This is a genomic window from Micromonospora sp. B9E7 (genome assembly GCF_039871815.1).
Classification (GTDB): Bacteria; Actinomycetota; Actinomycetes; order Mycobacteriales; family Micromonosporaceae; genus Micromonospora.
Genome location: NZ_JBDPLX010000011.1, coordinates 1 through 12,976 on the forward strand (window position 1 = coordinate 1; position 12,976 = coordinate 12,976).

The following is a 12,976-nucleotide window of genomic DNA, read 5'->3' on the forward strand; positions in this document are numbered from 1 at the left end:
CAACCAGCCAGCAAAAACTGACCAGTCCGGGGTATAAATCATAATTGGCACTGGCTTTACAAGCACCCTGTTGAGTTCTCAAAGAACAACCACACACCGACCAGAAGCCCCACCTCAGTGGAACCCCAACCGGGGCTTTACCGCTCTGCGTCCCTAGCGCTTTCAGCGCCAGGCACTTTTACTACGTTACCCGCTGGTTTCCGCCGTGTCAAACCGGTGTTTCGCGGTTCGTCGTGCTTTTTCCAGTAGTGCGGGCACCATGTCTCGACCGGCTTTCGCCGCTCTCGTCACGGATTTGACAGGCCGGCCGCTGCGGTGTCCCGCAAGCTCGCCCGGTGCCCTGCCGGTCGCAAACCTTACCCGGTCGGCTTCGCCGCACCAAATCCGCCTCGCGGCCAATCCGGCGAGCTCCGCCCGGCCGTGTCCCACAGGAGCGAACCCCCGTCTGACCCGGTTGCCAGCTCGTTTCGCGGCCCCAGGACTTTCGTCCCGTTTGCCCCGTTCCGCGCTGGCAGAGAGAAAGTTACGCGTCCGGCGGGATAATCGTCAAATCCGCCGGACGCGTCCCCCGTCACATCGTCGACAGCCGGCTATTCGCCCAGCTCAACGCCCGCGAACGAGCGTTTGCCACGGCGCAGGACCAGGTAACGCCCGTGCAGCAGGTCGGCCGGCGACACCTCGGCGTCCACCTCGGTCACCCGGTTGTTGTTCACGTAGGCGCCACCCTCGGCGATCACCCGCCGGGCCTCCTTGAGGCCACCAACGAGCCCGGAATCCCGCAACAGACCAGCCACGTCCGGCAGGTCGCCGGAGAGTCGCACCAGGCCGGCCTCGGTCAGCGCCGCGCGCAGCGTCTCCGGGGCCAGGTCGTCCAGCGATCCGCGCCCGAAGAGCGCCTGACTGGCCGAGATGGCCTGCCGCGTCTCCTCCGGCCCGTGCACAAGGCTGGTCAGCTCCTCGGCGAGCGCCCGCTGCGCCAGGCGGGCCGCCGGCCGCTCGGCGGTCGCCTTCGCCAGCTCCTCCAACTCGTCGCGGCTCCGGAAGCTGAAGTACCGCAGGTAGCGGTCCACCTCCTGGTCCTCGACGTTGAGCCAGAACTGGTAGAACGCGTACGGGCTGGTCAGCGTCGGGTCGAGCCAGACGGCGCCGCCCTCGCTCTTGCCGAACTTCGTGCCGTCGGCTTTGGCGACCAGGGGCGTGGTGAACGCCTGCACCGGCCCCGCGCCCCGTCGGCGTACGTAGTCGACGCCGGCGGTGATGTTGCCCCACTGGTCGGAGCCACCGAACTGGAGCTGACACCCGTGCCGGCGGTGCAGCTCGAAGAAGTCGTTGGCCTGGAGCAGCTGGTAGCTGAACTCGGTGAAGCTGATGCCGGTCTCCAGCCGGGCCCGGACCACCTCCCGCGCGAGCATCTTGTTGACCGGGAAGTGCTTGCCCACGTCGCGCAGGAACTCGACGATCGACATCTCGCCGGTCCAGTCCAGGTTGTTGACCAACTGGGCCGCGTTCTCCCCCGTGTACGACACGAAGGGCGCGAGCTGTTCGCGGATGCGCTCGACCCAGCTGGCGATCACCTCGGGCGGGTTGAGGGTCCGCTCGGCGCTCTCCTTCGGGTCACCGATCTGCCCGGTCGCCCCGCCGACCAGCAGCAACGGGCGGTGGCCGGCGAGTTGCAGCCGGCGGGCCGTGGTGACCTGCATGAGGTTGCCGACGTGCAGGCTCGGGGCGGTGGGGTCGAAACCCACGTAGTACGTGGCGGACTTCCCACCGTCGAGCAGCTCGCGCAGCTCGTCGAGGCCGGTCGAGTCCTGTATCAGGCCACGCCAGAGCAGGTCGTCGGTGAGGGAGTCCCGCCCGGGCGGCGGAGGGCTGCTGTCGGTCACAGTCACCGATTCTCCCCCATCGCCGGCACCGACCCGTACCGGGTTTGCCGCAACCCGCCACGGTTAGGCTTGCGCCAAGTTGATCGAGGAGGGGTGTGCCGTGGAGATGCCGGACCTGACGGGTGGTCTCGTCGCCCTGCTCGGCCTGACGTTCAAGGAGGCGTCCGCCGACCGGGTGGTCATCAGCTGGCACGTTCGACCGGAGCTGCACCAGCCGTACGGCATCCTGCACGGCGGGGTGTACTGCTCGGTCGTGGAGACCGCGGCGAGCGTGGGCGGCGGCCTCTGGCTGGCCGACCGGGGCACCGTGGTCGGTGTGTCGAACCAGACCGACTTCCTGCGGGCCGTCCGGGACGGGGAGCTGACCGCCGTCGGCACCCCGGTGCACCGGGGCCGCAGCCAGCAGCTGTGGCAGGTGGAGATCACCGATGCCGACGATCGGCTGGTCGCGCGGGGTCAGGTGCGGCTGCAGAACCTCTCACGCGACTGAGCGGCGGCACCCGGGCGGCTCAGGCTCAGCTCCGGGCCTCGTCCAGCACCGGCTCCGCGGTCTGCTCGGCGTCGGTGTCCTCGGGTACGCGGCTGAGCCGTACCTCGGTGATCGCCCGGTGGTCGATGCCCGCCACCATCAGCACCCAGCCGTCCAGGGTGACGTCCTCCCCGGCGACGGTGGGGATGTGCCCGAGTCGGGCCAGTACCAGCCCGGCGACGGTGGTGTAGTCGCCGGCGGGCCGCGACGGCAGCTCGACGCCGATGTCCGTCAGGTCGTGCACCGGGAAGGTGCCCGGCAGCAGCAGCGCGCCGTCGGGATCACGGCGCACCGAGTTCACGTCCCGGTCGGTCTCGTCGTAGATCTCTCCGACGATCTCCTCCAGGATGTCCTCCAGCGTCACGATCCCGTCGACGGCGCCGCGCTCGTCCACGACCAGCGCGATGTGCTGACGTTCGGCCTTGAACTGACGCAGCGCGTCCACGACGGGCAGCGAGTCGGGCAGCAGCATGGGGGGCCGGGCGATCTCGTCGACCGGACGGTCGTCGGGCACTCCCACCAGGTCGCGCAGGTGGATCACGCCAGCCGTGTCGTCCAGGCCGCCGTGCCGCACGACCGGCGCCCGGGAGTGCCCGGTGGCGGCCAGCACGAGCCGCGCGGCCTCCGCGGTGGTCCCGCTGTCGAGCGTGAAGACCTGCAACCGGGGTACGAGGACAGCCCGCAACCGCCGATCCGCGATCTCCACCGCGCCGGCGATGATGGTGCGCTGCTCCTTGGTGAAGCCGTGGTTGCCGGCGACGATGTCCCGCAGCTCGTCCGGGCCGATCTCCTCCGGCTCGTGCTTGGGGTTGAGCCCGACCAGGCGGACCACCAGGTCGCTGGTGGCGCCCAGGGCCCAGACGGCCGGGCGGGTGAAGGAGGCCAGCAGGTCGAGTGGGCGGGCCACCAGCAGCGCCCACCGCTCGGCGGACTGCATGGCGATCCGCTTGGGCGCCAGCTCGCCGAAGACCAGGGTGACGAAGGTCAGCGCGAGGGTGACCGCCACGATCGCCACCGTCTCGGCGGCACCGCCGAACACCCCGAGCAGCGGCACGAGGGGCTTGGCCAGCGAGACGGCCGCCGCGGCGGAGGCCAGGAAGCCGGCGAGGGTGATGCCGATCTGGATGGTGGCCAGGAAACGGTTCGGGTCCTTGGCGAGCCGGGCCAGCACCCGCCCTGCGCGGCTGGTGCGCTCCAACCGCTGGATCTGGCTGTCCCGCAGTGACACCAGCGCCATCTCGCTACCGGCGAAGAGCGCGTTGATCACGATCAGGATTCCGACCAGGGCCAGTTGGCTCCCGTAGCTCTGCACGCCCGGTTCGCTCCCTCTCCGGTGGTGGCACCGGCGGGTACGCGCGGCGCCCGCCGGCGGGCGAGCCCGCCCGGCGTAGGCGTGTCTTTGCCCCGTGCCGTGCCGGCCGAATCCTGCCCGGGCGAGCCTACGCCGAATCGGTGACGCCGGGCCGCCGCACCGGGCGTCGGCGACGCTAGACCGAATCGGACGTCGGCGACGTTGGCAGGTCGAGGACGTACGAGTCGCCGTCCGGGCGGAAGCCGAGCCGGTGGTAGTAGGGGGCGACCATCCGGGGCGGACTGACCACCCGGTGGAAGCCCCGTTCGGTGAACAGGTGGCTGCGCCGGTAGACGAACTCACCCGGGGTGAAGTCGCGGAACTTCGGGGTCACGTAGTCCAGGTCGATCTGGGCGACGCCGCGCGCCTCGGCGTGCGACAGCACCACCCCGACCACCTCGTCGGCGGTGACCACCAGGAACGCGGAGCGTCCCGCCGCGTCCGGGTCCCAGTGGAAGCCCGGGTTGAAGCGGGTGATGTCGGCGGCGTGCACCCGCAGCGTGTGGGCGAGGAACTGGTCGCCGACGCCGACCTCCACCACCTGGTAGGTCTTCTCGTCGTGGCGGGTGGCGAGCATCCCGCGTAGGTACCAGATGTTGATCACCGCGAGCACGATGTTGAGGCCGACCATGGGCCAGACCTCGATCGCGGCGTTGTAGCCGATCAACACGACGCAGCCGACGAGGTTGAGCGCGCGCAGCCGCAGGACGCGCGACTGCAGCAGCGACCAGACCAGCACCGCGGAGCCGGCCCAGCCGACGAGATCCAACCAGTTCACTCCGCGAGACTAGTGCCCGCCCAGGTCAGCGCCATCGGCGGGCAGCTCCAGCAGCCACTCCTCGACGTCTTCGCCACGGCCGTTGGCGTACCCCGAATCCTCACCGACCACCACGAACCCGCACTTGCGGAGCACCGCGAGGGAGGCGGCGTTGTCCTTGGCGGCGCGGGCGTGCACCGGTCGGGGCAGCTCGCGCAGCAGGGCGGCCAGGGCGGCCGTGGCGTGCCCCCGGCCCCAGCGCTGCGGGTCGATCCAGTAGCTGACCTCGGTCTGGTCGTCGGCCGGCCAGGCACTCACGTAGCCGACCACCTCGCCGTCGACCTCGACGGTGCGGACCAGGTTCGCCGGGTTGGTCAGCACCCGTGCCCAGTGCCGGGCGAACTCCCGACGGTCGGAGGGATCTTTGGGGCCGAAGGCGGCCATCCGGTTGGCCTCCGGGTCCTGCTGGTGCAGGAAGAACTCGACGAGGTCGTCCTCCTGGACCGGGCGCAGCCGCACGTCGGAAGTCATCGGCTGAGGGTACGCACTGGCTGTGACAGTGCGGGCCCTCTGGCCCTCGGACCGTACCGTCCGGCCCTGCCGACAACCCTCGACACATTGGTACGAACAGACGGAGAGGTCCGTGCGGTAAACGGAAGTGGAGGCCGGAGCCATGCCCAAGTACGTCTACGACTTCATCGAGGGTGACCGGGGCAGGGCCGACCTGCTGGGCGGCAAGGGCGCGAACCTGAGCGAGATGACCCGGCTGGGGTTGCCGGTGCCGCCGGGGTTCACGATCAGCACTGACGCCTGTCGCGCCTACCTGCGCACCGGTACGCCTCCGGACGGGCTCTTCACGGAGGTCAACACGCACCTGCGCGACGTGGAGGCGCGCCTGGACCGCCGGCTCGGCGACCCGCACGACCCGCTGTTACTAGCGGTCCGCTCCGGTGGCCGGTACTCGATGCCGGGGATGATGGAGACGGTCCTGGACATCGGGCTCAACGACACCACGGTCGGTGGTCTGGTCGAGCACAGCGGTGACGCCCGGTTCGCCTGGGACTCGTACCGGCGGTTGATCCAGATGTTCGGTCGTACGGTGCACGGGCTGCCGGCGGAGGATTTCGAACGGGAGTTGGCGGCGCTGCGCGCGACGGCCGGACCGGCCGGACCGAACGCCGAGCAGTTGCGCGACCTGGTGGAGACGTACAAAAAGATCTTCGCCGCGCAGGTGGGGCACGAGTTTCCGCAGGCCCCGCACGAGCAGCTCTACCTGGCCATCCGGTCGGTTTTCGAGTCGTGGAACTCCCAGCGGGCACGGTTGTACCGTCACCAGGAGCACATCCCGGACGACCTCGGCACGGCGGTCAACGTCATGGCGATGGTCTTCGGCAACCTCGGCCCGAACTCCGGCACCGGTGTGGCGTTCACCCGCGACCCGGCCACCGGCGCGCCCGGCGTCTACGGCGACTATCTCGCCAACGCCCAGGGTGAAGACGTGGTGGCCGGCATCCGCAACACGGTCGGCCTGCCCGAGGTGGCGCGCATCGACCCGGTGAGCTACCGCCGACTGCTCGAGATCATGGCGACGTTGGAGCGGCACTACCGGGACCTGTGCGACATCGAGTTCACCATCGAGCGGGGGCGGCTCTGGATGCTGCAGACCCGCGTCGGCAAGCGGACCGCCGCAGCCGCGTTCGTGATCGCCGCGCAGCTGGTCGACGAGGGACTGATCACGCTGGACGAGGCGTTGCACCGGGTCACCGGTGCCCAGCTGGCCCAGCTGATGTTCCCCACGTTCGACCTGGCCGGCGCGCCGCGACCGCTCGCCCTCGGCCTCGGTGCCTCCCCCGGCGCCGCGGTGGGGCGCGTCGTCTTCGACTCGGCAGCCGCCGAGGCGGCCGACGGGCCGGTGATCCTGGTCCGCCGGGAGACCAACCCGGACGACCTGCCCGGCATGATTGCCGCGGCGGGAGTGCTCACCTCGCACGGCGGCAAGACCTCACACGCCGCCGTGGTGGCTCGGGGCATGGGGCGTACCTGCGTCTGCGGGGCGGACGCGCTGCGCATCGACGCCGAGCGCGGCGAGTTCACCGTCGGCGACCAGGTCGTCCGGGCCGGTGAGGTGGTCTCGATCGACGGGACCACCGGAAAGGTCTACCCCGGCGAGTTGCCGGTGCAGCCCTCGCCGGTCGCCCGCTACCTCGCGGGTGAGCTGGCACCAGAGGCCGACCCGCTGGTCGCGGCGGTGCACCGGCTGCTCGGGCACGCCGACGCGGTGCGCCGGCTGGGCGTACGGGCCAACGCGGACACCGGGGCGGACGCCCGGCGGGCGCGACGCCTCGGTGCCACCGGCATTGGGCTGTGCCGCACCGAGCACATGTTCCTCGGGGCCCGTCGGGAGCTGGTGGAGCGGCTGATCCTGGCCGAGGGCCCAGACGAGGTGACCGCGGCGCTGGACGCGTTGCTGCCGTTGCAGCGGGCCGACTTCGTGGAGATCCTGGCCGCGATGGACGGGCTACCGGTGACGATCCGCCTCATTGACCCGCCGCTGCACGAGTTCCTGCCGCCGCTGCACGAGCTGACCGCGCGGGTGGCCCGCGCCGAGGCGCTCGGCGAGGATCCGGGCCGCGACGGTCGGCTGTTGGCGGCCGTACGCCGGATGCACGAGGCCAACCCGATGCTCGGGCTGCGGGGTGTGCGGCTCGGGCTGGTGATCCCGGGACTGTTCGCGATGCAGGTCAGGGCGATCGCCGAGGCCGCGGCGCAGCGGACAGGCGACTGCGGTGACCCGCGCCCGGAGATCATGGTGCCGTTGGTGGGGGACGTGCGGGAACTCCGCGCGGTGCGCGCCGAGATCGAACCGGTCCTCGCCGGGGTGCCGGACGCGCCAGAGATCCCCATCGGCACGATGATCGAGGTGCCCCGGGCGGCGCTGACCGCCGGGGAGATCGCCGGCGCGGCGCACTTCTTCTCCTTCGGCACCAACGACCTGACCCAGACCGCCTGGGCGTTCTCCCGCGACGACGTGGAGGGCTCGTTCTTCAGCGCCTACCTGGAGCGGGGGATCTTCAGCGTCTCGCCGTTCGAGAGCATCGACGTCGTCGGCGTGGGCCGCCTGGTCCGGATGGCCGTCGCCGAGGGTCGGGCGGCCCGGCCGGACCTCACCATCGGGGTCTGCGGTGAGCACGGCGGCGACCCCGACTCGATCGCGTTCTTCGCCGACGCCGGCCTGGATTACGTCTCCTGCTCGCCGTACCGGGTGCCGATCGCCCGGTTGGCCGCCGGGCGGGCCGCTGTCGACGCCACCACCGGCACGTCCGACTCCCGCTAGGAGGCAGCGCCATGACCGCGATCCTCAACCCCACCGGCCCCGCACCGCTGGGCCCACCCCCCGCCCGGCGGACGCCCGAGCCGGCGTCCGCGCCGGTCACCGTGGGACCGGTGGGGCCGGTGCTGGAACTGCCGGGCACACCGGCGTCCGCGCTGGTGCCGGTGGTCCGCGACGGCCGGGCGATCGGAGCGTACGTCCTCTCCGGCGGGCGGGTCCGGTACCGGCCGGTGACCGACCCGGACCGGCTGCTCGCCGCGGCGACCGGCGCGTTCGCGGTCGCCGTGCTCACCGCCGCCGTGGCGGTGGTGGGTCGGCGCAAGCCGCCGGCGATCGGCGTGGTGACGATGGGGCCGGGCGGCTGGGTCAGCCTGCGCGGCGTACGTCCGCCGGCGCTGCGCTCCGCGACTCCGCGCCCGTGGTGGGCGCGGGCGCTGCGGGCCCGCCGGCTGGTCGTCGAACGCTGACCGCCGGAGCCGCCGGGGCCAGTTCCGCGACCCCGGCGGCCCGCGACGGGCGGTGCCGAGCAGGGAGAGGCCGCCGAGGAAGGCGAGGAGCGGAATCCGTGACTTTGGTCCCGGCCGGTCGCGGTCTCGTGCCCCTGCCCCGCCCCGGCACCGCGGCCCAGGCTGGTCCTGTAAGCGGAGAAACGACCCAGGAGGTCCCCGATGCGCGCCACAGTCGTCACCGCGTTCGACCGTCCACTGGAGATGCTCGACCTGCCCGTGCCGGAACCCGGCCCCGGCGAGATACTGGTCCGGATCGAGGCGAGCGGTCTGTGCCACACCGACATCCACGCCGCTCGCGGTGACTGGCCGGTCCGGCCGAACCCGCCGTTCGTGCCCGGCCACGAGGGCGTCGGCATCGTGGAGCGGGTCGGCCCCGGCGTCACCGAACACGCCGTCGGCGACCGGGTGGCCCTGCCCTGGCTCGGCTGGGCCTGCGGCACCTGCTCCTACTGCGTGACCGGATGGGAGACCCTCTGCGAATCGCAGCGCAACACCGGCTACAGCATCGACGGCGCGCACGCGGAGTACGCCGTCACCTCCGCCCGCTACGCGGTACGCGTACCCGAGGGTGTCGATCCGTTCGAGGCGGCACCATTGACCTGCGCCGGGGTCACCACGTACAAGGCCGTGAAGGTGGCCGGGGTACGCCCCGGCGACCGGGTGGCGATCTTCGGCATCGGTGGTCTCGGCCACCTCGCGCAGCAGTACGCGCAACTCTTCGGCGGCGAGACCGTCGCCGTCGACGTCACCGCCGAGAAGCTCGCGCTGGCCACCGCGCTCGGCGCCACGCACACCGTGAACGCCGCCCAGGTCGACCCGGTCGACGCGATCACCCGCCTCGGTGGAGCCGACGTGGCTGTCGTCCTCGCCGCGAACCCCACGGTGATCGAGCAGGCGCACCGGTGCCTACGTCGCGGCGGACGGCTCGTGCTGGTGTCCCTGCCCAAGGAGAACACGATCAGCCTGCCGGTCTTCGAGACGGTGCTCAAGGGGATCACGGTGGTCGGCTCGATCGTCGGCACCCGCGCCGACCTCGCCGACGTGTTCCGGCTGCACGCTGCCGGACGAACCCGGGTCGCCTACGAGATCCGCAAGCTCGACGAGATCAACACGGCGATCGAGGACGTCCTCGCCGGCCGGGTCACCGCCCGTCTGGTTCTCCAGCCATGACCGCCCTCCGACCGTCACCCCCGAGCGCTCGGGCGGGAGCAGCCGCGTTCGGCACCGCCCCCCGCGCACCCTGGCGGGGGTTCACCCACGGCACGTGGCAGGACACCATCGACGTCGCCGACTTCATCCGGGTCAACCACGAGCCGTACACCGGCGACGGCAGCTTCCTCACCGGGCCGACCTGCCGCACGCTGGAGGTCTGGGGCGCGTTGGCGAAGCTCTTCGTCGAGGAGCGCCGACGCGGTGTCCTCGACATCGACACCGCCACCCCGTCGACGATCACCGCGCACTCCCCCGGCTGGATCGACCGCGACCGGGAGCTCATCGTCGGCCTGCAGACCGACGCGCCACTGCGTCGCGCCATCATGCCGAACGGCGGCCTGCGGATGGTGGAGACCGCACTGCTGGCGTACGGGTACCAACCCGACCCGGGTGTGCACCAGATCTTCACCGACTACCGCAAGACGCACAACGACGCGGTCTTCGACGCGTACCCGGCCGACGTGCTGGCCGCGCGGGGCTCGCACATCATCACCGGGCTGCCCGACGCCTACGGGCGCGGAAGGATCATCGGCGACTACCGTCGGGTCGCGTTGTACGGCGTGGACCGGCTGATCGCCGAGCGCCGAACGGTCCGGAAGGCCCTCGACGACCGGCCGTCGACCGACGACGTGATCCGCGACCGGGACGAGGTGGCTGAGCAACTCCGGGCACTGGACGAGCTGAAGCGGATGGCGGTGAGCTACGGCTACGACATCTCCGGACCGGCCACCACCGGCCGGGAGGCCATCCAGTGGTTGTACTTCGCGTACCTCGCCGCCACCAAGGAACAGAACGGCGCGGCGATGTCGCTCGGGCGCACCGCCACATTCCTCGACGTCTACCTGCGGCGAGACCTCGCCGAGGGGCGGCTGACCGAGATGGCCGCCCAGGAGCTGATCGACGACTTCGTGATCAAGCTGCGAATCATCCGGTTCCTGCGCACCCCGGAGTACGACCAGCTCTTCTCCGGCGACCCCACCTGGGTCACCGAGGCGCTCGGCGGGATGGGCGCGGACGGCCGGCCGCTGGTCACCCGCACCAGCTTCCGCTACCTGCAGACCCTCTACAACCTGGGTCCTGCCCCGGAGCCCAACCTGACCGTGCTCTGGTCGCCGCGGCTGCCCGCCGGCTTCAAGCGGTTCTGCGCTCAGGTGTCGTTGGACACCAGCGCCATCCAGTACGAGAACGACGAGCTGATCCGCCCGGCGTACGACGACGACACCGCCATCGCCTGCTGCGTGTCCGCCCTGCGGGTCGGCCGGGACATGCAGTTCTTCGGGGCGCGGGCGAACCTGGCCAAGGCGTTGCTCTACGCGATCAACGGCGGTCGGGACGAGTTGAGCGGCGAACAGGTCGCCCCGGCCGCGCCACCGGTGGGCGGCGAGGTCCTCGACTACGACACCGTGCTGGCCGCGTACGACCGGACGCTGGACTGGCTCGCCGAGACGTACGTCGACGCCCTGAACGTGATCCACCACCAGCACGACCGGTACGCGTACGAACGGCTGGAGATGGCGTTGCACGACCACCCGGTGCGCCGGTTCATGGCCACCGGCATCGCCGGCCTGTCGGTGGCGGTGGACAGCCTCGCCGCGATCCGCTACGGACGGGTGACGGTGCTGCGGGACGCCAGCGGCCTCGCGGTCGACTACGTCGTGGAGGGTGCGCCCCCCACCTACGGCAACAACGACGACCGGGCCGACTCCATCGCCGTGTGGCTGACCGAAGCGTTCGCGGCGAAGTTGCGCCGGCAGCGCACCTACCGCGACGCCGAGCTGACCATGTCGGTGCTCACCATCACCTCGAACGTGGTGTACGGCAAGCACACCGGCAACACCCCGGACGGCCGACGCGCGGGCGAGCCCTTCGCCCCCGGGGCGAATCCGATGAACGGACGCGACAACCACGGCCTGGTCGCGGCGGCGCTGTCGGTGGCGAAGCTGCCGTACGACGCCGCCCGCGACGGGATCTCGCTGACCGGAACGGTCACCCCCGACGGGTTGGGGCGCACCCGCCAGGAGCGCATCGACAACCTGGCCGGGGTGCTCGACGGGTACACCGACGCCGGTGGGTTCCACCTCAACGTCAACGTCCTGGACCGGGCCACCCTCGTCGACGCGATGGCGCACCCGGAGCGCTACCCGCAGCTGACCGTGCGGGTCTCCGGGTACGCGGTGAACTTCGTCCGGCTCACGCCCGAGCAGCAACGCGACGTGGTGTCGCGTACCTTCCACGGGTCGCTGTGACGACGCGGCCGGTGTCGCCGCCCGGGCGTCGGCCCGGGCGGACCGACGTGGCGACCGTCGGGAGCGTGCACTCGTGGGACATCTCCGTGGGGGTGGACGGGCCGGGGGTCCGCTTCGTGGCGTTCCTCGCCGGCTGCCCACTGCGCTGCCGTTACTGCCACAGCCCGGACACCTGGTATCGGCGCAGTGGTCGAACCCGCACGGTCGACGAACTGATGGCGGAGATCGAACGGTACCGGCGGTTCATCGGCATCGCCGGCGGCGGGGTGACGCTCAGCGGCGGCGAGCCGCTGCTACAACCCCGGTTCACCCGCGAGGTGCTGCGCCGCTGCCACGACCTCGGTCTGCACACCGCTCTGGACACGTCCGGCTTCCTCGGGGTACGCGCCGACGACGCCCTGCTCGACGCCACCGACCTGGTGCTGCTGGACGTCAAGTCGTGGGATCCCGCGACGTACCGGCGGGTCACCCGGACCGGGTCGGTGAGCCCGACCCTGCGCTTCGGCCGCCGCCTGGCGCAGCGGGGCACGCCGATCTGGATCCGGTTCGTGCTGGTGCCCGGCCTGACCGACGCGGTGGACAACGTGGCGGGCGTCGCCGACTTCGCCGCCGGTCTGGCCTCCGTGCAGCGGGTCGACGTGCTGCCCCTCCACCGGCTCGGCGCACACAAGTACGCCGAACTGGGCCTCACGTTCCCACTGGCCGACACCGAGCCGCCCGACCCCGAGTTGCTGGCCCGGGTCCGCGGTCAGTTCGCCGAACGCGGGCTGGCCGTCCACTGAGGCGACAGCCGCACCGGCCACTGAGGCGGCAGCCGCACCGGCTACTGAGGCGACAGCCGCGCCGGCTCTACCGAGTCGGGTAGCCGTACAGCTCCAGCAGCCGGCCCCGCGATGCCTGGAGACGGTCGACGACCACGGCCATGAGCCGCAGGGTGAGCTGCTGCCCGAGGGCGTCGGCTGACCGGCGCGGAACAGCCGTCCTTCCGTCGCGGCCGTCGCCGGCCCTGACCCCATCCGACCGCTCCCGGGTACGCGGCGCGAGGGTCGTTGGTCCCGGGCCGCACGGGCGCAACGCCTCTGCCCGGCGCGGTCGCACAGCCCCATGGTGGGACGAGACGGCGTGCGGGCAGACGCACGCGCAAGACGGGGAGGTCAC

Annotated in this window: 11 protein-coding genes; 6 read left to right on the plus strand and 5 right to left on the minus strand. The window is 71.5% G+C overall.

All coding sequences use genetic code 11. The features are described 5' to 3' along the window. Positions 1 to 590: 590 nt before the first annotated feature. A complete protein-coding gene (gene tyrS / locus ABGB10_RS19060) occupies positions 591 to 1,883 on the minus strand; it encodes a tyrosine--tRNA ligase (protein WP_347662357.1) in 1,293 nt (430 codons plus the stop codon). Positions 1,884 to 1,989: 106 nt separating this feature from the next. On the opposite strand from tyrS, the gene ABGB10_RS19065 reads away from it, so the two are divergent. Further along, positions 1,990 to 2,373: a PaaI family thioesterase gene (locus ABGB10_RS19065; protein WP_347662358.1), complete on the plus strand. Its 384-nt coding sequence runs from the start codon at positions 1,990 to 1,992 to the stop codon at positions 2,371 to 2,373. 25 nt (positions 2,374 to 2,398) lie between these two features. Here ABGB10_RS19065 and ABGB10_RS19070 read toward each other — a convergent pair whose 3' ends face one another. From ABGB10_RS19070 to ABGB10_RS19080, 3 genes are all read right to left on the minus strand, one after another. Then, positions 2,399 to 3,724 carry a hemolysin family protein gene (locus tag ABGB10_RS19070; protein ID WP_347662191.1) on the minus strand — a complete coding sequence of 442 codons (1,326 nt, stop codon included), beginning with the start codon at positions 3,722 to 3,724 and terminating at the stop codon, positions 2,399 to 2,401. 175 nt (positions 3,725 to 3,899) lie between these two features. Further along, complete coding sequence (locus ABGB10_RS19075; RefSeq protein WP_347662192.1) at positions 3,900 to 4,541, minus strand: hypothetical protein; 642 nt, start codon at positions 4,539 to 4,541, stop codon at positions 3,900 to 3,902. A gap of 9 nt (positions 4,542 to 4,550) precedes the next feature. After that, positions 4,551 to 5,051: a GNAT family N-acetyltransferase gene (locus ABGB10_RS19080; RefSeq protein ID WP_347662193.1), complete on the minus strand. Its 501-nt coding sequence runs from the start codon at positions 5,049 to 5,051 to the stop codon at positions 4,551 to 4,553. Positions 5,052 to 5,193: 142 nt separating this feature from the next. Here ABGB10_RS19080 and ppdK point away from each other — a divergent pair, with 142 nt between their 5' ends. From ppdK to pflA, 5 genes are all read left to right on the plus strand, one after another. Next, positions 5,194 to 7,854, plus strand: a complete 2,661-nt coding sequence (ppdK, locus tag ABGB10_RS19085; protein WP_347662194.1) for a pyruvate, phosphate dikinase — start codon at positions 5,194 to 5,196, stop codon at positions 7,852 to 7,854. A gap of 11 nt (positions 7,855 to 7,865) precedes the next feature. Further along, positions 7,866 to 8,318 (plus strand): hypothetical protein, encoded by a 453-nt coding sequence (locus ABGB10_RS19090; protein ID WP_347662195.1) that lies wholly within the window; start codon positions 7,866 to 7,868, stop codon positions 8,316 to 8,318. Between the two features lie 201 nt (positions 8,319 to 8,519). Beyond that, positions 8,520 to 9,530 (plus strand): zinc-dependent alcohol dehydrogenase, encoded by a 1,011-nt coding sequence (locus tag ABGB10_RS19095; protein WP_347662196.1) that lies wholly within the window; start codon positions 8,520 to 8,522, stop codon positions 9,528 to 9,530. Next, a complete protein-coding gene (pflB, locus tag ABGB10_RS19100) occupies positions 9,527 to 11,818 on the plus strand; it encodes a formate C-acetyltransferase (protein ID WP_347662197.1) in 2,292 nt (763 codons plus the stop codon). The genes ABGB10_RS19095 and pflB overlap by 4 nt, the downstream gene beginning before the upstream one ends. Before the next feature lie 65 nt (positions 11,819 to 11,883). Further along, positions 11,884 to 12,600, plus strand: coding sequence for a pyruvate formate-lyase-activating protein (gene pflA, locus ABGB10_RS19105; protein ID WP_347662198.1), 717 nt, complete (start codon positions 11,884 to 11,886; stop codon positions 12,598 to 12,600). Between the two features lie 67 nt (positions 12,601 to 12,667). Here the strand turns inward: pflA and ABGB10_RS19110 are convergent, their stop codons facing one another. Beyond that, positions 12,668 to 12,916 (minus strand): hypothetical protein, encoded by a 249-nt coding sequence (locus tag ABGB10_RS19110; protein WP_347662199.1) that lies wholly within the window; start codon positions 12,914 to 12,916, stop codon positions 12,668 to 12,670. Positions 12,917 to 12,976 lie beyond the last annotated feature (60 nt).